The 25638-nt window shown below is 43.1% G+C and carries 22 protein-coding genes; 13 read left to right on the forward strand and 9 right to left on the reverse strand.

The features are described 5' to 3' along the window. Window positions 1–59 precede the first annotated feature (59 nt). Window positions 60–2099, reverse strand: coding sequence for a UDP-glucose:protein N-beta-glucosyltransferase (locus LU297_RS09510; RefSeq protein ID WP_263076277.1), 2040 nt, complete (start codon window positions 2097–2099; stop codon window positions 60–62). A 372-nt stretch (window positions 2100–2471) separates the two neighbouring features. Between LU297_RS09510 and LU297_RS09515 the strand changes: the two genes are divergently transcribed. Further along, complete coding sequence (locus LU297_RS09515; RefSeq protein WP_263076278.1) at window positions 2472–2903, forward strand: NirD/YgiW/YdeI family stress tolerance protein; 432 nt, start codon at window positions 2472–2474, stop codon at window positions 2901–2903. 153 nt (window positions 2904–3056) lie between these two features. Further along, the gene (locus LU297_RS09520; RefSeq protein ID WP_263076279.1) at window positions 3057–3776 is read left to right on the forward strand and encodes a YoaK family protein; all 720 of its coding nucleotides are present in this window, start codon (window positions 3057–3059) and stop codon (window positions 3774–3776) included. A 10-nt stretch (window positions 3777–3786) separates the two neighbouring features. Here LU297_RS09520 and folE read toward each other — a convergent pair whose 3' ends face one another. Beyond that, entirely contained in the window at window positions 3787–4392 is a 606-nt protein-coding gene (gene folE, locus LU297_RS09525; protein WP_263076280.1) for a GTP cyclohydrolase I FolE, read from the reverse strand. A gap of 228 nt (window positions 4393–4620) precedes the next feature. On the opposite strand from folE, the gene LU297_RS09530 reads away from it, so the two are divergent. After that, a complete protein-coding gene (locus tag LU297_RS09530; RefSeq protein WP_263076281.1) occupies window positions 4621–5442 on the forward strand; it encodes an enoyl-ACP reductase FabI in 822 nt (273 codons plus the stop codon). A 62-nt stretch (window positions 5443–5504) separates the two neighbouring features. Here LU297_RS09530 and LU297_RS09535 read toward each other — a convergent pair whose 3' ends face one another. The 3 genes from LU297_RS09535 to lipB form a co-directional block, all read right to left on the reverse strand. Then, complete coding sequence (locus LU297_RS09535; protein ID WP_263076282.1) at window positions 5505–6662, reverse strand: sugar transporter; 1158 nt, start codon at window positions 6660–6662, stop codon at window positions 5505–5507. A gap of 118 nt (window positions 6663–6780) precedes the next feature. After that, the gene (locus tag LU297_RS09540) at window positions 6781–7311 is read right to left on the reverse strand and encodes an inorganic diphosphatase (protein WP_263076283.1); all 531 of its coding nucleotides are present in this window, start codon (window positions 7309–7311) and stop codon (window positions 6781–6783) included. 50 nt (window positions 7312–7361) lie between these two features. Then, window positions 7362–8102, reverse strand: coding sequence for a lipoyl(octanoyl) transferase LipB (gene lipB, locus LU297_RS09545; RefSeq protein WP_263076284.1), 741 nt, complete (start codon window positions 8100–8102; stop codon window positions 7362–7364). Between the two features lie 287 nt (window positions 8103–8389). Here lipB and pncB point away from each other — a divergent pair, with 287 nt between their 5' ends. Together pncB and LU297_RS09555 are read left to right on the forward strand one after the other, a co-directional pair. After that, window positions 8390–9637, forward strand: a complete 1248-nt coding sequence (pncB, locus tag LU297_RS09550) for a nicotinate phosphoribosyltransferase (RefSeq protein WP_263076285.1) — start codon at window positions 8390–8392, stop codon at window positions 9635–9637. Between the two features lie 28 nt (window positions 9638–9665). Beyond that, window positions 9666–10550, forward strand: coding sequence for a glycosyltransferase (locus LU297_RS09555; RefSeq protein ID WP_263076286.1), 885 nt, complete (start codon window positions 9666–9668; stop codon window positions 10548–10550). Window positions 10551–10584: 34 nt separating this feature from the next. Here LU297_RS09555 and xseB read toward each other — a convergent pair whose 3' ends face one another. Further along, a complete protein-coding gene (gene xseB, locus LU297_RS09560; protein ID WP_263076287.1) occupies window positions 10585–10800 on the reverse strand; it encodes an exodeoxyribonuclease VII small subunit in 216 nt (71 codons plus the stop codon). Window positions 10801–11076: 276 nt separating this feature from the next. Here xseB and LU297_RS09565 point away from each other — a divergent pair, with 276 nt between their 5' ends. Next, entirely contained in the window at window positions 11077–12519 is a 1443-nt protein-coding gene (locus LU297_RS09565; protein WP_432806258.1) for an SLC13 family permease, read from the forward strand. Between the two features lie 66 nt (window positions 12520–12585). On the opposite strand, the gene LU297_RS09570 is transcribed toward LU297_RS09565, so the two are convergent. After that, on the reverse strand, window positions 12586–13530 hold the full coding sequence (locus tag LU297_RS09570; RefSeq protein ID WP_263076288.1) for a LysR substrate-binding domain-containing protein: 945 nt from the start codon (window positions 13528–13530) through the stop codon (window positions 12586–12588). A 414-nt stretch (window positions 13531–13944) separates the two neighbouring features. Between LU297_RS09570 and LU297_RS09575 the strand changes: the two genes are divergently transcribed. Genes LU297_RS09575 through LU297_RS09585 form a run of 3 tightly spaced genes read left to right on the forward strand, consistent with a single transcriptional unit; the run spans window position 13945 to window position 17675 of the window. Then, a complete protein-coding gene (locus LU297_RS09575) occupies window positions 13945–15486 on the forward strand; it encodes an AmpG family muropeptide MFS transporter (protein ID WP_263076289.1) in 1542 nt (513 codons plus the stop codon). Beyond that, complete coding sequence (prmC, locus tag LU297_RS09580; RefSeq protein ID WP_263076290.1) at window positions 15479–16330, forward strand: peptide chain release factor N(5)-glutamine methyltransferase; 852 nt, start codon at window positions 15479–15481, stop codon at window positions 16328–16330. Before LU297_RS09575 ends, prmC begins: the two co-directional genes overlap by 8 nt. Window positions 16331–16388: 58 nt before the next feature. Continuing rightward, the gene (locus LU297_RS09585; protein WP_263076292.1) at window positions 16389–17675 is read left to right on the forward strand and encodes an ABC1 kinase family protein; all 1287 of its coding nucleotides are present in this window, start codon (window positions 16389–16391) and stop codon (window positions 17673–17675) included. 66 nt (window positions 17676–17741) lie between these two features. Here the strand turns inward: LU297_RS09585 and LU297_RS09590 are convergent, their stop codons facing one another. Next, on the reverse strand, window positions 17742–19121 hold the full coding sequence (locus LU297_RS09590; protein ID WP_263076293.1) for a DUF3482 domain-containing protein: 1380 nt from the start codon (window positions 19119–19121) through the stop codon (window positions 17742–17744). A 205-nt stretch (window positions 19122–19326) separates the two neighbouring features. Here LU297_RS09590 and LU297_RS09595 point away from each other — a divergent pair, with 205 nt between their 5' ends. The 4 genes from LU297_RS09595 to ruvA all read left to right on the forward strand — a co-directional run bounded on the left by LU297_RS09595 (window position 19327) and on the right by ruvA (window position 22927). After that, window positions 19327–20529, forward strand: coding sequence for a phosphoglycerate kinase (locus tag LU297_RS09595; RefSeq protein WP_263076294.1), 1203 nt, complete (start codon window positions 19327–19329; stop codon window positions 20527–20529). A gap of 151 nt (window positions 20530–20680) precedes the next feature. Beyond that, complete coding sequence (locus LU297_RS09600; RefSeq protein WP_263076295.1) at window positions 20681–20956, forward strand: hypothetical protein; 276 nt, start codon at window positions 20681–20683, stop codon at window positions 20954–20956. 235 nt (window positions 20957–21191) lie between these two features. Further along, window positions 21192–22229 (forward strand): class II fructose-bisphosphate aldolase, encoded by a 1038-nt coding sequence (fba, locus tag LU297_RS09605; protein ID WP_263076296.1) that lies wholly within the window; start codon window positions 21192–21194, stop codon window positions 22227–22229. An 83-nt stretch (window positions 22230–22312) separates the two neighbouring features. Beyond that, entirely contained in the window at window positions 22313–22927 is a 615-nt protein-coding gene (gene ruvA / locus LU297_RS09610) for a Holliday junction branch migration protein RuvA (RefSeq protein ID WP_263077395.1), read from the forward strand. A 679-nt stretch (window positions 22928–23606) separates the two neighbouring features. Here the strand turns inward: ruvA and LU297_RS09615 are convergent. Then, the gene (locus LU297_RS09615) at window positions 23607–25550 is read right to left on the reverse strand and encodes a ShlB/FhaC/HecB family hemolysin secretion/activation protein (protein ID WP_263076297.1); all 1944 of its coding nucleotides are present in this window, start codon (window positions 25548–25550) and stop codon (window positions 23607–23609) included. Window positions 25551–25638: the final 88 nt, after the last annotated feature.

Raw genomic sequence — 25638 nt, forward strand, 5'->3', positions numbered from 1 at the left:
TGTGGCGAAGATGGATAAAAAATAAAAGCACCCCAACTTGGCGTGCTTTTATGGTTGAATTAGGCATCGGTTTTTTTAGGTCTGCCTACCTTCTTTTTTGGTGCTTCATCGGTGGCGACTTTTTTGGGTCTGCCTACCTTCTTTTTTGGTGTATCTGCTGTCTTGGTGTCAGCTGTTTTTTTGCGAGTGCTTTTTTTGGCTGGCAGTTTAATGTCGCTGACATCAACACCATTTTTATCCGCCCAAGCGTGTAGTTTTTCAACAAAGGCTCGTCCCATCGGGCTAGGGTCGCCACTAAATAGCGTCTGCAAGCCGTTGTTATCGATGATTTGGCGACGAAGTGCAAGGCGTTCCTCGTGGTTTTCAGCCAAACGAATCACTCGCTGTACATATTCATCGACTGTATTGGCAATCAGCCATTCTGGCAAGCCCAAACGCTTAAACAAGCCTTCGTCAATGTGTTCATGAACCTCATCGCCTGTTTTACAAACACCAACCAAGCCCAGCGTGACCATGTCAATGATGCCATTGGTATTGCCAAATGGGAACGGATTGACCAACAAGTCGCAGTTATGCAAAGTAATGAGGTAATCTTGATAAGGCGAATGTGGGTGAGCTGTGGCAGAATCGCCTAAATAGCTCTTAATAAATCGCTCAACATAAGGGTGCGTCACCCCCATTGACTGACCCAAAGCAAAGTGATAATGAATCTTGACTTTGGCGGTGTCACGAATGACACGCAAGGCATTTAGGAAATAAGGGTTTAGCTTCATGGTGGTGGAAGCAATACCAATGTTCACTACTTCTGGATTTTCACGAAGTTTATAATCAACTTTTGTTGGAGCAAGTGCTGATGGCACATAAGGTAGTGCATCTTTTGGCAAACGAATCAATTCTTCGCTAAAACATTCTTCTAAGCCAACATAATCATCTTCAACAATCACATATTCGATGAATTCAGAATGCGTCGTACCAGGGTGTCCCAGTGCAACTGCTTGGATTGGAGCAAGGCGAGTGTTGCTGGCAAAAATCGTGGTCAAATCCATGCCAATGCTTGGCATGTACAAAATGGCAGGTTGTACTTTGTCGCAGACATCACGAATGGCTTGAAGTTTGCTAATCACGCCTTGGTTTGAATCTGGCAATTTGTGAAATTCATCAAAAACTTCTCTACCTAAGGCATCAACATACTCACTACCAATGCCAATGATATAAAAATGCTCTCGTGCAGCTATCATTGATGTTGAATGCGTACGATAGATGGAATGTATGGAATTAAAATGTTCTAATACCACAACCATCACAGGTTTGCCATTGATACGACCAATACTATTAACATTTCTATCTTGCCAGTTAAGATGTGTAACAAGATAAGAGCGAATCAGTGCGTTTACGCCTTTTTTGACATCGTGTTTATTTTTGGCAGTGTCATAGCTGCAATGCATATATACATCATGAGTGATGTTTGAAGGAAGATTGGCTAATGAGTCTATTTCTTTTAACTTATTGGGCAGCCATTGCAGAATTGCCGCACGCTTACTGAATGCGGCATCAGTCCCGATAAAGCGAGGGGACTGCAGGGCAAAACATAAAGAAGCACAAAGATTTTTATCGACCGCCCACAGGGCATCAAGACTGATTGAAATTTCAGATTCTGGCAAATATAAAATACAAAATTTAATCAGCGTTGATTGTTTGTTATCAAGGATAAAATTATTTTTGTCTGATTTGTCAGGATTGATATTATAGGTTTGCAAAATGTGGTCAGCATTAACATAAGGTGAGCTGGCAAAAATCAACGAAATCCAACGCTGATGTGCCAAAATACGAACCGCACCTGATTGTGAAATGATAAGTTCTGGATCGGTGAAAAGCTGAGTGATGGCTACTGCCATGCGAGTACAAAAATATACTGTCTGTTCGTTTGGTAGATTGGTCAGCGATTCAGGATAATCAATCTTAATGCCTTGAAGATTACCAAAATTGGCATCTAGTTTAATTAAAATATTAAGAAGCTCGCCACAGGCTTCCTCGTATTTTTTTTCTGCAACCAAAGTTTCAAAATACAATACGCTTGGCATGGTTTGAGGTTCTGACATAATATTTCCTTAGAAAATCAGCAAATCAGTGAATGTAAAAATTGGTCATATTATAAACATTTTTTGTTTGATAAAATAGGGAGGTCTACAAAATTCACTCATAAAAATTACACATTGATAACATTAATTTCAGCAAAATTTAAGGTTGATATATTAAAATATCATTTCATCAGCATTGTGATACAATGTATTCATTAAAATGCTTTTGTGTTTGGATTGTGATTTTTTTAAAAGCGTGTTGCTAACAAGTCCTTGATGGCAAGCCAAGTTGCAAGTTAAGCCAAATTGATATTTGCTTTTTGTCGCCTTAGGATAAATAATTCATTTAATCCAAACCGTCTTATTATTGCTTGAATTTTAATCGGAGTTCGTATGAAAAAAATCGCATTAGCGTCAGTAGTCGCTGCTTTGGTTGCAGGCTTGACAGCGTGTAACAATACCCCAGCAGCCAGCGAAGTGGTACTACCAAAAAGCCAAAACAACACCGCTGTTGTCAATCAACCAGCGGCAAATACTGCCGTCAACTCACATGCAGTTGCCAACCAAATCAGCCCAATTTCAAGCCTTGCCAATGCTCGTGATGAAAGCATGGTTCGCTTGCAAGGCAAAGTGGTGCGTGCCTTGCCAGATGAAAAATACGAATTTGCTGATGCCACAGGCACGGTCATTGTGGAGATTGACCACGAATTATGGATGGGTCGTGCCATCACGCCAAATGATGTGATTACTATTGTTGGCGAGGTTGATGTTGAATATCGTCCAACCAAACAAGTCATCATCGATGTTCAAAGCATTGAGTTTTAATCAGATGCGTTAAGCACATCGCTCATTAGCAAAATAAAAAAGCACAAGATACGACTTGGTATTTTGTGCTTTTATTTTTGAGCAAAAATCATTAAAATGATTGATAAAGAGGTAAAAAATCACTGAATCAACCATCAAAAATAAGATGACATCATGAAACAAACCAAAGATTTTCTTCCTGCTTGGGTGCTGCTTGGTGCGGTAGTGCTGGCATTTTGTGCAGGGATTTTAAATACAACGGCTTTGATGGGATTTACGCATGTATCAGCATCACATGTTACAGGCAATGTCAGTGCAATATCGGTGGCGATTTTGTCGGGTGATTGGGCAAATGCTAAGTTATTTTTGATGTCGATTTTTTCATTTTGGCTTGGTTCGGTGCTTAGCGGCATGATTATTGGTTCAAGTGAATTAAACATCACACGGCATTATGGCTATGCCATGTATCTAGAAGTGGTGCTATTGGGATTAAGTCTTGCTTTATACCTTAATAACAACGAATACGGGCAGATGATGATTGCAATGGCGTGCGGATTGCAAAATTCAATGGTGGCGACTTATGGCGGAGCGGTGGTTAGAACGACACACTTGACGGGCACGACATCAGACTTGGGGGCGACGGTGGGTAATTGGCTGGTGGGTCGAAAGGTTAGTCTAAGCAAGGTGATTTTGCACAGCGGTCTGTGGTGGGCATTTTTCTTTGGCGGGTTTTTGGCGGTGGTGCTATATCGGCAGATGGGTTATTTGTCGATGACTGTGCCGATGGGCATTATTTTGGTGGCGGCAATCAGCTATACTCGCATGGATAAATGGTACAATGCCGCCCAAAGAGCGGCACTTCGCCAGCGACTGTTTCGAAAAAAGCATCGTTAGCTTTGGCTTTTTATCCAAAAGCAGGAGAACGCTTTGGAATGGCCTCCAAAAACTCTCGGCGTGCATCGTGATTTTGGGTAAATTCACCCAGCATACTCACGGTACGAGTGGTGGATTGTTGCTTGCCCACACCTCGCATCATCATGCACATGTGGCTTGCGTCCATCACAACCGCCACGCCACGACACCCTGTCAGTTCTTCAATGGCGGTGGCAACCTGTTTGGTTAGGTTTTCTTGGATTTGTAGGCGACGAGCGTACATATCGACAATGCGAGCCACTTTGGACAGCCCGAGCACTTTGCCATCAGGCAGATAGCCCACATGAGCCACACCATAAAATGGCAAAAGATGATGCTCGCACAATGAATAAAATTCAATATTTTGCACCAAGACCAACTCTGGATTGTCCGAAGCAAACACCGCATCATTGGCAACGGTTTGTAAATCTTGATGATAGCCACGAGTCAGATAACCAAAGGCTTTTGCAGCACGCATCGGGGTATCTAGCAGACCTTCACGAGTCAGGTCTTCGCCCACGCCTGCAATGATATTGGCATAATGCTCAGAAATGGCTTGAAAATCTGGCGTAAAATGAACGGTATCAGAATTTGACATAGTAGTTTAGCAATAAAATCCAAAAGATATAGCTTAACGCAAAATCAAATTTTGTAAAGAGTTAATCTCGAAAAATCGTTGAAATTTTATAAAAACTGGTTGAAATTTTCTCAATCAACGATTTTTGATGCAATAAGTTTACATTTGTACTTAATTTCTACCGCTTTTAACAAAAGCGTGTTATAATGGGGCAAATTTTTCATCATCTATTGATTAAGGAAACAAACCATGCTACTAAAAGGTCAGCGTTTTGTGGTGACTGGCATTGCCAGTAAGCTATCCATCGCTTGGGCGATTGCTGAAAGTTTACATCGTGAGGGTGCAGAGTTGATTTTAACTTACCCAAATGACAAGATTAAAAAGCGTGTTGAGATGGCGGCAGAAGCGTTCAATGCCGTGGCGGTGATTGAGTGCGATGTGGCGTCTGACGCTTCTATTGAAGCTTGTTTTACCCAAGTGTCTAAGCATTGGGGTCAAGGCGAGGATAAAGGTGTTAATGGTATCGTACACGCCATTGGTTTTGCCCCAGCTGACCAGCTTGACGGCGACTTTACCAATGCCACCACTCGTGAGGGTAGTCAGATTGCTCATGACATTTCTAGTTATAGTTTTGTGGCACTTGCCAAAGCGGGTCGTGAGCTTCTTGCGGCAAGACAAGGTTCGTTATTGACGCTGACTTATGAGGGTAGCATTTCTGTATTGCCAAACTACAATGTGATGGGTATGGCAAAGGCAAGTTTGGAAGCCAGTGTGCGTTATTTGGCATCATCACTGGGCGGTCAGGGCATTCGTGTGAACGCCATCAGTGCAGGGCCAATTCGTACTTTGGCAGCCAGTGGCATCAAGTCATTCCGCCGTATGCTTGATGTGAGTGAAAAAATCGCCCCCCTGCAACGCAATGTTAGCCAAGAGGAAGTGGGTAATGCAGCCTTGTTCTTGCTATCTCCTTGGGCAAGTGGTGTGACGGGCGAGATTTTATTCGTTGATGCTGGCTTTAATACGGTTGCCATCAGCGAGCAGATTATGGCGATGGCAAGTGATGATGAATAATTCATTTTACTGCCCAAAAAAGCACGATGTTTTGTCGTGCTTTTTTGTTGGATAATGGGGTGTTAGATGCTTTTTCGAGCAGTTACGACAAATAGAACTATCGCACTAAGGACGATGGCGGCTGACACATAACCAATCATGCCCAGCCCCAGATGTGTGATGGTCAATCCGCCAATCATTGCCCCTGCACCGATACCAATATTAAAAATGCCTGAAAAAATAGACATCGCCACATCGGTTTCACGGCTGGCGTGTGTCAATAGGCGAATTTGTAGAGCCAGACCAGCCCCTGTATTGGCAATGCCCCAAATCAAGATGACCATCATCCAAGTTGATATTTGACCAGACAATAGAGCAAAGGACGATAAAGCGATAAAGATGGTGAATAGGGCTGTTTGAATGAATGTCAAGCCATGTTTGTCATAATACCGCCCAAACAACAGACTGCCAATCACGCCTGCCACGCCAAAAATCAGCAAAGTGCTGGTGGCAACTTGCCCGCCAAGTTGAGCAAAGGTAATGACAAACGGCTCAATGTAGCTATAAGTGGTAAAATTGGCGGTAACAATCAAAACAATCAATAGATAAATCATCAAAATGGGCTTGTTCTTGATGACGAATGGCAAGCTGGATAAATCACCTGTGTTCTTGGCGGGCAGTTTGGGTAAATAATACGCCAAAAGTCCAGCAACCAGTAGGCTGATGATACCAATGATACCAAAACTACTTCGCCAGCCCAGCCATTGCCCAAGCAGTCGTCCAATCGGCAATCCCAATACCATCGCCAATGCACCACCTGTGGACAAATAGCCTAAGGCTTTACTTTGCATGTCTTTTGGAGCAAGGCGTACTACCAAACTGGCAGTAATCGACCAAAAAATAGCATGTGCAATCGCAACCATCGCTCGTGAGATGAGTAGCATCATAAAACTGCTTGCCAAATACGACACCAGATGACTGATGGCAAACAAGACAAACACAAAGAGTAGTAATTTTTTACGCTCCATTTTGGCGGTGGCAAGCATCATGGGTAAAGAAAGCAGAGCCACAATCCAAGCATAGATGGTCATCATTACGCCTGTTTGACTGTTATTCATACCAAAACTTGTGCCAATATCGCTCAATAGGGCAACGGGAATGAACTCTGTTGTATTAAAAATAAACGCTGACAAGGCTAAGATGATGACAGGAATAAGACCGTTATTTTGTGTGTTCGTCATGATGGCTTGATGAAATGTTTGGTAGGGCTTGGTTTGATGGCGTGTGATTAACTGCCAATGTCAGATAAAAATTCCCCCAAGTGAAACACTGGGGGAAATGATGAACCAAAACAGCTGATTATTTGTCATTCCAGCGTTGCTGGCTTTCTTTGATGACTTCTTTGGCGACATCAATACCAAAGAAACCTTCAACTTTGGTTGTGCCAGCTTTTTTCAAATCTTTGTAGTGGTTGAAATGAAATTCTAGTTGCTTGATGAACTGGGCTGGCAAATCTTCTAGGCTATTGTAAGCATTACCATTGTTGCGGTCATCAGCTGGTACAACAATCACTTTGTCGTCCACTTCGCCATCGTCCACAAATTTCATCACGCCAATGACCTTAGCTTTTAGGAAAATGCCTGTGGTCAAAGGCTGGTCGGTAATGATGAGTGCGTCTAGCTCATCGCCATCTTCGTCCAAAGTTTGTGGGATAAAACCGTAGTTGCAAGGCTTGGCAAAAGCAATCGGCTCAACACGGTCAAGCTCAAAGCATGCCAATTCACGATTCCACTCAATCTTGTGGTTTGAGCCTGTTGGAATCTCAACCACGACATTGATGATACCGCTATCAACATCGCCTGCGTCTAGAATTTTGTTAAAGTCTGCCATAATGTACTCCGTTGGAAAATATCGCCATCACTATGATGGAACAATAGTGGCTATTGTAGCGTATCTATTGGGCGTAGTGCAAGGCGTCCAGCACGGCGGTCAGCAATATTTTTGACAAATTGCTGCACAAAGTCTGCCATGTCTTGCTCGCTAAACAGACCAAAACTTGCCAATTTTGCCATTGGCATACCTGCATAGCCACAGGGATTGATGGCATTAAAAGCACTCAAATCATTCACCAGATTGATGGCAATGCCATGATAACTAAATCCTTGCTTAATCTTAAAGCCCAAGCTGGCAATTTTGCCCAGCATATCGCCATCTTGATTGTAAATGTACACACCAGGGGCATCACGACGAGCCTTGGCGGTCAGCGTTGGTGGTAGATAGCGTTGGACGACATCTTCGATGGCTTGTTCGGCATGACTGACCAAGTCTCGTACGCCCAGACCTAAGGCGTGCAAATCAAATAACCAATACACCACCAGCTGTCCACGCCCATGCCAAGTCACTTGACCGCCTCTGTCAGTCTGAATGATGGGTGTGTCTGTGCGATACAAGATATGCTCAGGCTTGCCAGCTTGCCCTAAGGTATAGACATCTTGGTGTTCAACAATCCATAGCTCGTCAGGGTGTACGATGCCTTGTTTTTTATCGGCAATACGAGCCAGCGTGCTATCAAGCATGGCTTGATGAGTGTCTTGATAGGGAGCATCGTCAAGTAGGCGAATGGTTAGATGGTCATCGTTGTTAAACAAGCCAGCCAAACGACTGGGTGTAATGCTATTCATATTATCTGATGGTATAAAAAATAAAACATTGCCCTATGATAGGGGCTTTGCTACAAAAAAGCAAGCCATCAACCATCGGTTGTTTTAATTGCTGCACAGGTAAGCTGTTGTCAAATCGGTTTACAAAATTCTTGATAAAATTTGGTAAATATCCTGCAAAGCTGGGTTGTTTTTGATATGATATGGGGTGTACTTTGCCAAAGGAATGGGATATTGGTGGCTTAGATACAAGCCATTGGCGTGCAAAGGAATGGTAAAAATTTTGCTAAGACAATGAAGGAATGCTTATGCAAACCGCAGTTCAAACCAAGCCTGCGTTTAAACCCATCATCACTTCGCTGCTTGATAATGATTTGTACAAATTCACGATGCTACAAGCGATGTTGCATCAATTTCCACAGACGCACAGCGTATATCGTTTTCGTTGCCGCAATCATGACCAGACCGCCTATCCACTTAGTGAGATTCAGGCGGATTTAGAAGAGCAGTTAGATGCGTTATGCCAACTTCGCTTTACCCAAGATGAGCTGGATTATCTGCGTGGACTTAGATTCATTAAGTCTGATTTTGTGGATTATTTGGAGTTATTTGCCCTAAAACGCCGCTTCATTACGGTGTCCATTGATGATGAGAATCGTCTGTCTATTGATATTGAAGGACCGATGATTCAGGCAATGTTTTTTGAAATTTTTGTGCTGTGTATTGTCAGCGAGTTGTATTATCGTCGTTTGGTGACCGATGAGATTTTGGCACAAGGACAAGCCAGACTTGACCAAAAAATCAACCTGCTCAAAGAATGTCATGCACGCCAGCAACAGATGGGCATTGCAGGACAAGAGGATTTGGCATTTAGCGTGGCGGATTTTGGTACTCGCCGTAGATTTAGCAAAGAGTGGCATTATCATGTGGTCAAGACATTGGTCGAATCCTGCCCAAAAATCGTGCGTGGCACAAGCAATGTTTATCTTGCCAAAGAGCTTGGCATCACACCGATTGGGACGATGGCACATGAGTTTATGCAGGCATTTCAAGCCTTAGATGTGCGTTTGCGAGACAGTCAAAAGGCGGCATTAGAATGCTGGGTGCGTGAGTATCGTGGCGATTTGGGTATTGCCTTGACTGATGTGGTGGGCATGGACGCATTTTTAAGGGATTTTGATTTGTATTTTGCCAAACTGTTCGATGGGCTTCGTCATGACAGTGGCGACCCATACGAATGGGGCGAAAAAGCAATCGCTCATTATGAAAAACTCAAAATCGACCCACGCACCAAGATTTTGACTTTCAGCGATGGTTTGACTGTTCAAAAGGCGTGGGATTTACATCAGTATTTTTTGGGCAGAATCAAGACAGGGTTTGGTATTGGTACGAATTTGACCAATGATTTGGGCATAACTCAGCTTAATATTGTCCTAAAATTGGTGGCGTGTAACGGTCAGCCTGTCGCCAAGATTTCCGACAGTCCTGGCAAAACAATGATTGATGATGATACTTATTTGGCATATCTAAAACAAGTATTTGAAATATCTGAATAATAGCAATATAAAAAAGAGCGAAATGGCGATGCTTAATATTCTACAAAATCAATATCAACCCATCAAATCGCCAGCTATTAGCTTCATCGTGCCTGTGTATAATACGATGGCGTATTTGGCTCAATGTTTGGACAGTATTGTCTGCCAAACGATAGACAAGGAAATCATCATCATTGATGATGGTTCAACCGATGATAGCTTGTCCATCATATTGGATTATGCCAAGCGGTATCCTGACATTCGTGTGCTACATACCAAGAATGCAGGATTGTCTGCGGCACGCAATCAAGGCTTGCGACTGGCACGAGGTGATTATGTGTATTTTGTGGATTCTGATGATTATCTGGGTACAGATAGATTTGAGGAAATCTATCAGGTGGCAACACAGACCAATGCAGATGTCGTCAAAATGCAAAGAGAGTTGTTTTTGGACGATAATCCAAATTGTCGTGAGCTATGGCAACCAGTGTCAAAGACATTGGCAGAAAATGAAGCCATGCTGTATCATGGCTATGGTTTTTTTGTTGCTTTGACACACAGTCGATGGGTGCCGTGTGTATGTTGGAGTATGTACAAAAAAGATTTTCTGTTAAAGCATGGACTGTATTTTATTGAAGGACTTAAAGCAGAGGATCAGATTTTCTATACGCAGCTCTTAACCGTAGATGAAAAGCTGCTGGTGCTTGAATTGCCTATTGTTGCATACCGATACAGACATGGTAGGATAACAAGCATTTCCAATAACCAGCAAGACCTGCAATATGTTCATGATTTGTCGGAAAATATAAAATTGCTGAAAGCTTGGCAGCATCAGCACGATTTCCCCAAAGAGGTGCAGGCAGGCGTGGCGTATGTGATTGAGAATCTAGAATATGCCATACAGCATCGCACCCAGCCTGACACTACTATCTGAGTATTTTTTATGCCCATCCATTAGGCTAATGGGATTATTCTATTGGTAATTGGCTGTTTTCAAAAGCACTGTTTAGGGCATTTTCCACCGCTTCAATGCGAGATTGGCAGACACGATATGCCGCCAATGAGGCTTCAACAATATTCACCAAATTATCAATATCCAGTTGTTCTGATTGTTCCAACTGTTCGGCATTGGTTTTAAGGATTTGGTAGGCTTCTTGAAAACTTTCGGGTGCTGTATGACTCATGGGTTTGACCGTTTATTCATCAATATCGCTAACATTCTAACGGATTTTTGCAAATTTGTTAAGTAAAATATGGCGATGATATTGGGCGATGAGTGTTTTGACTTAGTAACTTGGCGGTCAGCTGTTTTTCATATTGACAATAGACCCCATTCATTCGTAAAATTGTGTTGAAGAATGTTGCTGTTTTATTAAGCAATTTGTCAAGGCACAGCACAAGGTAATCATGCTGCTGGCGTGGGTGCTGTGTTTATTTTCTTTCATAACGAGTAATTGATTATGACCAATAACACTCAACAAGAATCGGATTACACGCTTAGAACCGATTTTCAGCATAATGACAATCATACGCCACCATCGGGAACTGTGCGTAGCGATGCCATTAAAGGGGTTGTCATTACGATTTTGGCGGCGATTGTTTCCTATTTTTTGGCAACAATTTTACCATTTGAGCCACTTGCTAATAAGGGTTTGGCTTTATTGACATTTGTGGGTATTTTATGGCTAACCGAAGCCATTCATGTAACTGCAACGGCAATTTTGGTGCCGATTTTGGGTATTTTCTTGGGCATTGAAGATTTTGATACCAAAAAAGCCCTGACCAGCTTTGCAGACCCAATCATCTATGTATTCTTTGGTGGTTTTGCTTTGGCGGCAACACTACATGTACAAAAGTTGGATAAAAAAATCGCCTATGGCATCATCAGTTTGGCAGGTGGTCATTTAGGTCGTGCAGTTTGGCTGATTTTTGCAGTCACGGCAGCGTTGTCGATGTGGATTAGTAATACAGCAACCGCAGCAATGATGTTGCCTTTGGCGGTGGGTTTGTTATCCCAAGTTGATGAAGCCAAAGACCGCAACACTTTCATCTTTGTATTATTGGGGATTGCATATTCAGCATCAATTGGTGGTTTGGGTACGATGATTGGTTCTCCGCCAAACGCCATTGCTGCCAAAGAGTTGGGCATTGGTTTTAGCGAATGGCTATCTTTTGGTTTGTCAATGATGCTGGTGATGATGCCATTCTTGCTTGGTACGATGTATTTGGTGTTGCGTCCTAATCTTAACCAAAAAGTGCAGATGAAAGAGCAAGAAACCATCGCTTGGACTACGCCACGCATTTTAACCATTGTGATTTTTGCAATCACAGCACTGTGTTGGATTTTTGGTAAGCAATTAGGCGAAGCTTATGGCTTTAAAGCACCAGATACAGTGATTGCCTTGTTTGCTGCGGTGGCGGTATTGGGTCTAGGCTTGGTCAGCTGGAAGCAGGTTTCTGACAATACTGACTGGGGTGTATTGATGCTATTTGGTGGTGGTATCGCTTTATCAAACATCATGAAGGATTCTGGTGCATCAGCGGTACTGGGCGAGACCATTGCCACCACAATGGCATCAGCATCGCCACTGATGGTGATTTTAGTGATTGCTGCATTCATTATTTTCTTGACGGAATTTACCTCCAACACCGCATCAGCTGCATTGCTTGTACCATTGTTTGCACCAATTGGTGTCAGACTTGGTTTGCCACCAGAGGTGTTGGTGATGGTCATTGGCATTGGTGCATCTTGTGCCTTTATGATGCCTGTGGCAACACCTCCTAATGCCATTGTGATGGGTACAGGTCATGTCAAACAAAAAGACATGATGAAAGTAGGCTTTTGGCTCAACATTGTTGCCATTGTCATTGTTACCATTTGGGCGTATTTCTTTTTAACCTAAGTGAGCAAATCTGAAAAAAAATCCCCAAGCATTATCTTGGGGATTTTTTTGTGAGGGTGTTTGGATTTATGGCTGGGCAAATTGAGCTTGGCAAAGTTTGATGAATTCATGCCCAAATTTGCGAATTTCGCTATCATCTCTGATGGCAATCCAACTGGTAAAACGACCAAAGTGAGTGATGGGAATGGCAACCAAATCAGGATAATGACTTGGCTGATACGCCATTTGGGCGATAATGCCAATACCTAAGCCTGCTGATACATAGGTGCTAATCACATCGGAGTCTAGGGCGGCAAGCACAATCTCAGGGGTAAATCCTGCTTGGGCAAAGGTTTTATCAATTGCCCCACGACCTGTAAAGCCGCCATGATAGGTTACCAAAGGATAACTTGCTAATGTGGGCAAATCCACACCATCAACCACCCCTGCATATTGTGCCAGTTCATGATTTTTTGGGACGATGATGACATGAGACCAGTCATAATATCGATGACAACGCAAGACATCGTTATTCAGCAATGACTCGGTTGCAATCCCAATATCTGCCTGTCCACGAATGACCATCTGAGCGATGGTCTCTGGGTCAGCCTGTTGTAATACCAGATTGACCTTATCAAATTTTTGGCGAAATTCTTTGACGATTTGTGGTAAGACATAGCGAGCTTGGGTGTGGGTGGTGGCAACTGTCAGCACGCCTGCTTGGGCATTGTTAAAATCAAGACTAAGATTTTCGATGGTGCGAATCTCAGCAAAAATCGCCTCAATGTGTGGCAACAAAGCCTTGCCGATGGGTGTTAGTCCTGTTAGGCGTTTGCCTTGACGAGTAAAGACATCTGCTTTAAGCTGATTTTCAAGAGCAGCAATCTGCTTAGATAGGCTAGATTGACTGGTATAAAGCAGCTCAGCAGCTTGGCTTAGATTATAGCCATTGACCACGGTGTGCCAGACGGTTTCTAGCTGTTTGAGTTGAATTTGTAGATGTCTTTGGTTGATGACGATGTCGATTGCCATGAAAATCCTTGTTAAAAACGATTATTTAAGAACATAATGAATTAAAAAATATGATTATTCGCATTGAGATGGTTTATGGTTACTATCTAAAACCAAATCCAATATCAGTTTTCATATTAGCTTAATATCTGGTGCATGTGCATCAAATTACTGCCCATCATACAAAATTTCCTCCAAAAAAGGTAGTCAAAATTAACAAAGTCTTTGTGCTGTATGGTAAAACAAGCCATGATATTTATTGATGACGCATTTTTGGCTATTTGGCGGGATTATTGGTCGGCATGGCGTCATCAAGATGAAGTGTGTGACCAAAATAAGAAAAATTTGTGAAATTTGACAAAAACCCTTTGCAAGCATGACCGTGTTGGTCTAATATGTATCCATTTGGTTAAATGATATTTTTTTGAGGGAAATATGTCAAATACTGGACAAGGCACGATGAGTGCTTGGCAAAATTTTGAGCGGGCTTATTTAAACCGCCAAGCATTGTCGCTACTGTTTTTGGGTTTTGCGGCTGGTGTGCCAATTTTGCTGGTTTTTTCAAGTTTGGGCTTATGGCTACGAGAGGCGGGTATTGATCGTGCGACAGTCACGATGTTTGGCTGGGCAACTTTGGCATATTCCTTCAAATTCATTTGGTCGCCACTGGTTGATGCCTTGCCATTACCAATACTTAAAAATTACTTAGGTCATCGCCGTTCATGGTTGTTTTTGACACAGATTTTGGTGATTGTGGCATTGGTGCTGATGGCGATGTTTGACCCAGCGTCTGGCGAATCGGCATTGTATCTGATGGCTTTTTCGTGTGTCTTATTGGGCTTTTCGGCGGCATCACAAGACATTGTGATTGATGCTTATCGTATCGAATCTGCACCCGCCTCCATGCAGACGGCTTTATCAGCCAGTTATGTGGCAGGTTATCGCATTGGTATGATTGTTTCTGGTGCAGGTGCGTTGTACTTGGCGGATTTTTTTGGGTCAAGCATGGAGGTGTACAGCTATGCTGCTTGGCAAAAAACTTATTTGATTATGGCGGCAGTAATGCTCATCGCTGTCTTTACCACGCTTGGCATTAAAGAACCAGCCATCGACAGAAAGCCTATCGGCAACGACACCAAAGACTACGCTCGCTTGGTGCTAGTGTTTGGATTATCGGTGGTGGCTTTTATCATCGGTTATAATCTGATTGGCGGTGCATTACCAGAGACTGATGGTGTTTTGACGGGCTTTTTGTTAGGTAGTGTGCAGTTTATTGGCAGTATTTTCTTGTTTGGCTTGACAAGCTGGTTGTCGGTCAATGCTGGTGTCGCCCCCAAGAGTGTCGTACAGCAGGCGTGGCTGACACCCGTCACAGAGTTTTTTGAGCGTTATGGTAAAAAAGCCATTTATGTCCTTGCTTTGATTGGTCTGTATCGTGTTTCTGATGTGGTGGCAGGCAATATTTCTAACATCTATTATCAAGAATTAGGATTTAGTAAAACCCAAATCGCCACAGCGGTCAAGATGGTCGGTGTATGGGCAGGGATTGTTGGGGGATTTATTGGTGGTTATCTTGCCCAAGCAACCAACATCATGCGTGCGATGACGATTGGGGCGATTTTGGCGTGTCTGACTAATCTGCTATTTGTTGCTTTGTTCTATTTGCCAAATGCACCGATGATGTACACCGCTGTGATTATTGATAATTTGGCGGCAGGTCTGGCAAGTGCAATATTTGTGGCGTTTTTATCAGCATTGACCTCCATTCGCTTTACGGCAGTGCAATATGCGTTATTTTCATCATTGATGACTTTGTTTCCAAAGGTGCTTGGTGGATACTCAGGGGCGATTGTTGAGGCGACCAACTATTCATTTTTCTTTGGATTTACTTTTGCGATTGGTTTGCCTGTGTTGATTTTGATTTATCTGGTTAATAAGCACATTCAAATCGGTCAGCCTAAGATTGGCGATGAATAAAATGATACAGTCAGGTCAGACGCTTGCACAGATTCGCCAAGTGTTTCGCACCATCAGTAGCCCACGATTGCCAATGCATTGGCTGGACGGCTGGCTGCTGGCGGTGATTGATAAGCCAAGCATCCATGTGATGACAGAGCCAAATGATGTCCCAACAGACCAGCAGATTATCCGTATCAATGAGGGTGTTGAGCGTATGATGGCAGGCGAGCCGTTGGCATATCTGCTTGGCAAGTGTGAATTTTGGGGCAGGGAGTTTGTTGTTAATCGCCATACTTTGATTCCAAGACCAGACACCGAGCGACTGGTGGAGATGGTGATGGCGTTTGCCAAGCCGTTGCCAGCAGGCAGGTTGCTTGACTTGGGAACGGGTAGTGGCTGTATTGGCATTACCTTAGCTTGTGAGCTTGCGGACTGGCAGGTGGTTTTGGTGGATAATTCCCCACAGGCATTAGAGGTTGCCAAGACCAATGCACAACAACATCATGCCAATACCCAATGCCAGCTTAGCCATTGGTACGATGCACTGACTGGCAATTTTGATGTCATTGTTTCTAATCCGCCCTATATTCGAAGTGATGATGAACATCTGGCAGGGTTGCAACATGAGCCAATCACAGCTTTGGTGGCTGGTGATGATGGGTTGTCAGACATCAAACAAATCATTGGTGGTGCAAAACATCATCTGAACGCAGGTGGATTGCTTGCCATTGAACATGGCTATCATCAAGGGGCATTGGTTTTTGAGTTATTTGTACAAGCAGGTTTTACTCAGGTGCAAACCATCAAAGACTACGGTGGTAACGACCGTTTGACGATGGGTATATTACCAACTGGTGCTTGAACTTGTCGGTCATTGTCCTTATTGTAGTCGTGTCCATGAATATAAACAAAGAGTTATTATGCCAAAAAATCCTTTTGACTTTGCCAAAAAAGGGCTGACACAAGGTGTGAATGTCTTAGGTCGCCTACAAAAAACCGCCAGCGTGGCAGGGCTGTCTGCCTTGCGAGTGGCAAAGGGCGAGCCCATCAATGGTCAGCTTTTAAAAGAATCTTTTGAGCAGATGGGCGTTACCTATATCAAACTGGGGCAATTTATTGCAAGTACACCATCTATATTTCCCAAAGACTATGTCATTGCATTTCAAGATTGTCTAGACCAAACCACGCCTGTGCCATTTACCCATATTCGCCAAGTACTGATTGATGAGTTGCAGACAGATGAGCGGGGGCTGGGCGATATTTTTTCGCACATTGACCCAAAACCTTTGGCATCTGCCAGCATCGCCCAAGTACATAAGGCAACTTTGGTTGATGGTCGTCAAGTGGCTTTAAAAGTCCAAAAACCTAATGTGCAGACCATCATGCAGACGGATTTGAATGTTTTGCATTCGGTATTTTGGGTGCTTGAAAAAGCAGTACCTAGCCTAAAAGCCGCCAATCTGGCTCCGATTGTTGATGAAATTCGCCAAAGAATGCTGGCGGAGACCGATTTTTTGGCAGAAAGTGCCAATATCGACCGTTTTTTGACAACCCTAAAACAAATGGGCAATGCCAAAGTTACTGCACCCACCGTGCATCATAATCTTTCTACCAAAAAGGTACTGGTGATGGATTTGCTATTGGGTCAGTCATTGATTGATGATGTTTATCAAGGGACAACCGATGAGCGTCGCCAGCTGATGAGCGATGTGCTAGACACTTGGTTTTTGGCGTTGATGATGACTGGTGAGTTTCATGCTGATTTGCACGCAGGCAATCTGATGCTGCTCAATGATGGGCGTTTGGCTTTCTTGGATTTTGGCTTGATTGGCAAAATTGACCCAAAAAGTTTGCAAGCCTGTTTTGCTTTGGTGCAAAGTTTGCAAGCAAACGACCATGACGGCATGGCAAGAGCGATGGTGGATATTGGCATGACCAAAAAAGCCGAACAAATGGACATTGACCGACTCAGTCAGGATTTGCAAAGTGTGCTTGGCAAAATCACGCCACAAACCAATGGTAATGATGGGCTAAATGCCATGATGTTAGAAATGGTTGAGATTGGCAAGCGACATGGCATTCATTTTCCACGAGATTTTGCTCTTTTGACCAAGCAATTGCTGTATTTTGACCGTTTTATGGTAACGCTTGCCCCTGATATGGACTTATTTGAGGGAGAACGCCTAAAACTGGTGAGTATGCCCTAAGCCATCGCAAAACCAAAAAAACAATGAGCCAAGAGCGTTTCTTGGCTCATTGTTTTATCTTTTGTATTAGGAAAGCTGTGCCAAATGCTCGTCCAGCACTTCTGCCAGTTCGTCCGCCAAAGTTTTTCTTAGATTGGCTTTTTCATCATAGCCTAAGGTTAGACTGCTATAATGAGGCAGGCTTCTGGCTTTTTTGAGGGATTTTGGCAGCTTACCAGTTTGCCAAGGCAGGGCATGATGCTCGGTTGTGATGGCATTGAGGCTGGCATGTCCACGATGACGCAGGCTATAATGCAGGTTTTGGGCTTGGGCGGCAAGCAGGGTTAGTGTTGCCTCATCAATCATCAAGGTTTTTACGCCTGTGGCTTTATCTTTGATGGTGCTGGTGTTGGGCAAGAGTCCGCCAAGCAAACCACCAACCGCTGTACCGAGCCCCAGACTTGCCCCAAAAGTTGCAATATCAATACCTGCACCAATAATCATGCCCGCAGCACTACCGCCAGCCGTGCGAATCCCATAGCGTGTCAGCAGTTCGCCATCAAATATATCCTGTTCTTGCCCCAAGATGTCGATTTGTTGGTCGTTAATTTGAATATGATAAAATTTATAAAGATTTAATAATTTATCATGCAAAATCGTTTGGGCTTGGCGAACGCTGTTTTGCATCAAACTTAGCGTGGGTGCAGGGTCGTCATTTTCGCTGATTTTTTGGCTAAAACTGGCCACATTGATGAGAAAATCAGCGATGAGCAAACTACCCGTTTCTTGTAGGCGTTGCCAGATGTCTTGTCGTTCTTGTTGTAGCTGTTTGATGTTTTGATGATTGCTTAATATCGCCAAATGATGCCACAATGACATTTCAGCATCAAACTCAAAAGCTACCGTATCAAAGGCACTACTGATGTGCAAGGCACGACGAGAAAGCATCTCACGCCAGTTGTGCATGTTTTGTTCATTGCCTTTGATGAAATTAAAGACAGGCAAGACGGGTGTGCCAGAGCTTGCCAAGATTGCCAATTCGTCTTTATACTTTGATAAAACAGGCTCACGAGCGTCAATCACATATAGGGCGACATCAGCATCTAGCAGACTGCGAATCACTTTGGCTTCTTGGCTAAAATCATCGGTCAGATTGGCATCTTGATGATGTACCGCCGCCAAAAATTGATGCAATCGCTCCACGCCATCAAATCGTGCATCGGTATGTTCGTGCAGATAGTTCATCACGCCTGTGGCATCTTCTAAGCCGGGGGTGTCGTGTAGTACTAGCAAAGGTTGACCATGCTCGCTTAAAATCTGCACCGCTTCAACATGGCGAGTGGTTGCCGATGCGTTTTTGACTTCGCCAAATTCACTGTCTCGTAGTAGGGTGCGAAGTAGGGAGGTTTTGCCAGTGTTGGTATGCCCAACCACTGACAGGACAAAGGGGTCAGTCGCATTGTTCATGGGTATTTATCGAAAAGAAATTTGTTGTATTATAGGGCGATTGATGATGAAAAAAAAGCCATTTGATGATTTTCTTTGTCTGAGTGAATCTGCCAAGATGGCTTGCACGATGGGGGCGGTTTGGTTTATAATTTTATTGTGTTACACTTTGTCATACTAAGACATTCATCATCTTAATTTAAGCAAAAAAGAAAAGGATACCATCATGAGCATTGTTGCAATGAAATCGCTGGATTTATCAGGTAAGCGAGTGCTGATTCGTGAAGATTTGAATGTACCCATCAAGGACGGTATCATCACCAGCGATGTACGCTTACAAGCTGCATTACCCACCATCAAAGATGCTTTGGCACAAGGAGCTATCGTACTGGTGGCATCGCATCTGGGTCGTCCAACCGAAGGCGAGATTGAAGAAAAATATTCACTCAAACCCATTGCTGACTATCTTGCCAAGCACCTAGATTGCCCTGTGCATTTTTCGACAGATTATCTACAAAATGGCGTATCAGCACAGGCTGGCGAATTGGTCTTGCTTGAAAATGTGCGTTTTAATGTTGGCGAAAAGAAAAATAGCCCAGAGCTTGCCAAGCAGTATGCCGATTTGTGCGATGTGTTTGTGATGGATGCATTTGGCACAGCTCATAGAGCCCAAGCCTCAACCGAAGGCGTGATTCGTGCCGCAGCCAAAGATGGCAAGCCTGTTTGTTCTGGCAATCTTTTGACTGCTGAGCTTGATGCTTTGTCTCGTGCTTTGGATAATCCTGCTGCTCCTGTGCTTGCCATTGTTGGTGGCTCAAAAGTCTCAACCAAACTTGATGTACTACTAAGCCTTGCTGAAAAATGTGACAGCATTGTCGTGGGCGGTGGTATTGCCAATACTTTCTTGGCAGCGACAGGCGTGAATGTGGGTGCGTCATTGTATGAGCCTGATTTGGTGGAGACCGCCAAGCAAATCATGCAAAAAACCAACATTTTGTTGCCAAACGAAGTGGTGGTGGCGGACAAATCACAAATCGACTTTGATGATTTTTTAGGCTCGCTTGCTAAGGCAGAGGCGGTGGTTAAGTCGGTCGATGCGATTGGAGATAATGAGATGATTTTGGACATCTCACAAGGCAGTGCCGAACAGATTGCCAAACATATTTTTGATGCCAAAACCATTCTTTGGAATGGACCTGTTGGGGTGTTTGAGGTAGATAAATTTGGCACAGGTACCAAAATCTTATCCTTGGCGGTCAAGGACAGTGCAGGTTTTAGTATTGCAGGCGGTGGCGATACTTTGGCAGCCATTGATAAATACCAAGTGGCTGATGATGTCAGCTATCTATCAACAGGTGGTGGTGCTTTCTTGGAATTTGTTGAAGGCAAAGAATTGCCAGCCATCGCTGCATTGGCAAGCCAAGCATAAATTTGTCAAGTGATTGGCGAAGCATATTTTGTTATTTTTTGTGATTTTGCTGGCTTAGGGCTTGTCAAAAGCACACCAAAACGCTAAACTAAGCAAGGATTTTATCAAGTTTCATCAAAGTGCATTTTTGATGACCAAAGAGAGAATGAAGATGAAAAAAATTGCATTGTTTATGCTTGTGGCCGTAACCGCAGGTGCATTGGTTGCTTGCAATAAGCCAGCCGAAGAAAAAGCGGTCGATGGTCAAGAACAAAAAACTGCCGAAGTTGCCAAAGAGGCAGAAGCTGCTGCCCAAGAGCCAGCATCAAGCGAGCCAGCCCAAGAACAGCAGGCGAATCAAGATGCACCAGCAGCTGACGCACAGCCAGCAACCACGCCACAAGAAGATACTGCGGAATCCAAAGTATCAGAAGACCAAAAGTACTAATAAAGTCCATTTGGGATTATATAAAACCAGTACGCCATCGTGCTGGTTTTATTTTATCTGATGGTATGTGATTTATAAAAATTATAATATATGTAAAATTGATTAAAAAAACCAATTATAATAATGATAAAAAACTTTGCCCAAAATCCAGCAAATGATGCACGCCATCAAAAATTTTGTTATAATAGAAAAATAACTTTGTGATACATTTTTTATTCATCATCAGGAGAACATCGTGGCATTAGTATCTTTACGCCAACTTCTTGACCATGCAGGCGAACATGCTTATGGTCTGCCAGCTTTTAATGTCAATAACTTAGAGCAAATGCGTGCCATCATGATGGCAGCGGACAAGACTGACTCGCCAGTGATTGTTCAGGCATCAGCAGGTGCTAGAAAGTACGCAGGTGCACCATTTTTGCGTCATTTGATTTTGTCCGCCATTGAAGAATGGCCGCACATTCCTGTGGTTATGCACCAAGACCATGGCACCAGTCCAGCCGTCTGCCAACGCTCGATTCAGCTTGGTTTTAGTTCTGTCATGATGGACGGTTCTTTAAAAGAAGACGGCAAAACCCCAGCAGATTATGAATACAATGTGGGCGTGACCCGTGAAGTGGTGCGTATGGCACATGCTTGTGGTGTGTCAGTAGAGGGTGAGATTGGCTGTCTAGGTAGTCTTGAAACTGGCATGGCAGGCGAAGAAGATGGTGTGGGTGCAGAGGGTGTGCTTGACCACAGCCAGCTATTGACTTCGGTAGAGGAGGCTAAGCAGTTTGTTGCCGATACCAATGTGGACGCTTTGGCGATTGCAGTGGGTACTTCACATGGTGCTTATAAATTTACTCGTCCACCAACAGGCGACATTTTGGCGATTGACCGCATCAAAGAGATTCATGAGGCATTGCCAAACACGCATTTGGTGATGCACGGTTCATCAAGCGTTCCACAAGAATGGCTACAAATCATCAATGAAAACGGCGGTCAGATTGGCGAAACTTATGGTGTGCCAGTTGAGCAGTTGGTTGATGCCATCAAGCATGGTGTGCGTAAAATCAACATCGATACCGATTTGCGTTTGGCAAGTACAGGGGCGATTCGTCGTTTCTTGAATGAACACCCAGCCGAATTTGACCCACGCAAATATTTGGCAGCGTCAATCAAGGCGATGGAAGAGATTTGTGTGGCTCGCTACGAAGCCTTTGGTAGTGCAGGTAATGCCAGCAAAATCCGCCCAATCAGCCTAGAAAAAATGGTGGATTATTATAAATAATCTTGAATACTGATTGAGTTGATAAACCAAGTTCAATATTGGGCTTGGTTTATTTTATATGAAATAAATGATGGGGTAGAATGATGATTGCGTTGATTCGAGGTGAGATTTGCCATTTGTCAGCACCAACCGTTTGTGTGATGACCCAAAGTGGTGTCGGTTATGAGATTGAATTGCCCATTCCTGATTTTTGTCAATTAACACTTGGCAGTTCGGTAACTTTATTCACGCATCTACATGTGCGAGAAGATGCCCAATTATTATTTGGCTTTTTGGAAAAGCAGGATAGGGAGGTCTTTCGAACGCTCATTAAAATCACAGGCGTTGGGGCAAAAATGGCATTGGCTATGCTTTCTGCCATGCCAGCATCACAGCTAAAACGAGCGGTGGAGATGGATGATGACCACGCCCTAACCAAAATTCCTGGCATTGGCAAAAAAACCGCTCAACGCTTAGTGATTGAATTAAAAGGCAAGCTGACCGATATTGGTGTCGTATCCATGCAAGATGACGGAGGATTGTTCCAAGTGGAGACAACAGGTTCTGTCATGCAGGTCATTGCCGAAGTAGAAAGTGCGTTGATTAGTTTGGGCTATAAAGAAAAAGAAGCCCAAAATGCCATTAAGAAAGTACAAAGTGATGAGCAGGACACCCAAGCATTGTTAAAAGCTGCCTTAAAGCAGTTGTCAGGGTTTTAAAGGCGGCTGTCCGAATATACCCATAGGAGCGATGAATGGCAACATTGCCAATTTTGCGGTCTGAAAATTCACAAATTTACAAACTCATATCAAGACAAAAAGCATGAGTATTGCAATGAGTATAAGTTTAAATTTCGTCTTATTTTTTTAAAATAACCTTGCCAGCTAGTCTAATTCGAAGTTTGTATTTTACTGGGCTGATGGAGTAAATCTAAGTTTTCTTGTTGTCTTCAAACTTTTCATATCCATTAAGACTTATCCAAATCATCACGAACAAGCCATGTCAATTTTTCTATCATCATGATTTTGGATACAAAAAGCATCAGATACAATTTTAGGGATTGCAGTCATGCCAATCAGGTAAATATTGGCATGATAAGGGAAAGCTTATCTTGGCTGGTGTGTACAAATACCTTATTTAACAAATGTTTTGTGTAATTAACTTCAAATTATAAAAATCAATAAGTTAATTAATTATATTTGATTTTTAGTTCACAAACAAGTATTTTTACCATTTTTATGCCGTATCTGTACCAGAACAAGGGTAGAAAAAGTGGTCTTTTGGATTTGAATACATGCCCATCCCACCCTCATTTAACCACCCCATAAAAAACCGCCAGCCAAGCTAATTTGCCTAACTGATGGTTTTCTGATTGATTGGTTTGCTATCAATTTGCTTTTAAAAGCTCATCCCCAAACTTACACCACTGACCCAATCTTTGTTTGAAAAACCTGTGGGCTCACTAATTGCTTTTGAGGTGAAAACATCGTAATTAAAACTTAGGTGGGGGTTGTTTGTGTTTGGTGTGTATTGTCCTTTGATACCTATGGCAGCACCTGCTAGATGTTGTCCAAGCAATAGCTCATTTTGGCTTTTGTCGTGGTTGCTAACATAACCTGCATCCAATCCTAGATAGATGGCATGGCTAGATTGGCTGTTTTGTGAGTTGTTTTGATTGGTTGTGGTGCTTTGTTTGGTTGTTTGTTGTTGATTTAGAAAGCTTGGATAAAAGCTGATATCTTGTCTTATCAAGATGCCATTATCCGCAGATAATGAACGCTCTCCATCAAAACCTCTGACGGTGTATCTGCCACCAATCGCCATTTTTAAATCTGGTGTTAGACTGTCAGTGGCGTATTGGGCTTTGAGTGTGGTGCTGTGGACAACGGGTAGTGGCTTATTTCTTATGATTGGATTGTATCTACTGGTTAGACCCAAGGTTAGCTGATAGATACCAACACGAGATGAGCCTTCATCAAACAGCTCTTCTGGCGATGGCAAGGCATTAAAAGCGGCGGTACCACGTTTATAAGAAATATCGGTGCTTAGGCTATGATTGGCTTGTTTGCCAAAAGCGGTCTCATGGCTAATGCCAAATAAATAACCTGCAGTTTTACGGGTTTGCACATCAATGGTCGTACCATCAATATCACTTTCTTGGGATTTGATATAGCCGCTAGTATATACATGGCTTTTACTGCGAGCATCTCTATGCACCAGATGAGATAATTTGGCGGTATATTGATTGGACTTACCGCCATAGACATAATCTTGGTTACTACCCGCCACAGTTTGATGGTAGGTGTAGTGATTGGCGTTGAGTTGTAATAAGCTGTTTTTAATGGGAATAACATAACCCATACTGTAATTCTTAGAGCCTTTGCTCTTATCAGACGGATAGTCTTTGTCATCATTGATTTGATTACCCAAATCTCGCCCAAAGCTAAGATAGAATAAATCATTATAGTTTGCCAGATTATCTAGGCTAAGTGTCGCCATGCCTTGATATTTGCCTGTGGATTTAGAGCCTGAATCATCAATGCTTAGACTGCCACGAAGACGGCGGTGTTGGGCATAATCAATTAAAATATCACTAAAGCCAATGCCGTTACCAACAGGTTTATTGTTTTTATCATGACCAATTGCTTGCAACCCATCAGATGGTGCAATCTTAAAATTGGCATCAGCACTTGGCACGCGTTTAAAGTTCTCAAGCGTGGTTTCCAAATCACGGATGTTTAACAGCTTACCTGATTGAGTGGTTAAGGCGGTGTCTAAGATAGCAGGATAAGCCATATTTGTCTGTTTAACATAGACAGGTACTTTACTATCGGCTGTATTGACCACCACCTGAGCAATCTTACCTGGGATTAAGGTTAATCTTAACTTCCCACCTGCCAAATTCTGATCAGCTACCATAATACGACTGGTGACATAGCCTTTGTCAATCAAGCGATTTTGCACACGAGTGGCAATGGCATTGATGTCAGCAACTGTCATGCACTTACCTAATACACTGTGATTACCCATGATTTCAGGCATGAGTGCAAAGCCAAGCTTGTCTGCAAAGATGGCATCATCAGCTGATAACACCGAATAGCTTATCTGATGAATATCAAAGCAAATGGCGTTATCTGCTACGGCTTGTTCTTGGGTTTGGGCAACCATATTGGCAGAAACAGCATCCACCACCACGCTTGGATTTGGCACTAATTGTTCAAGCAATGCCTGATTGCGAGCATCTTGGGTTTGGATTAGGGTTTGGTTGGCGGTGTTGGCAGAGACGGTGTTATGAACCAAAATTGCAATAATTGTGGTGGCAAGGATTGTTGGTCTAATCATAGGTGCATTCCAGCAGCGTATTTAAGAATATTACATATTGTAACCATACAAACACAATCTTACAATCTCATTTAAATTACCATTGCTG

Origin of the sequence: Moraxella nasicaprae (genome assembly GCF_025643275.1) — a bacterium.
Taxonomy (GTDB): domain Bacteria; phylum Pseudomonadota; class Gammaproteobacteria; order Pseudomonadales; family Moraxellaceae; genus Moraxella; species Moraxella nasicaprae.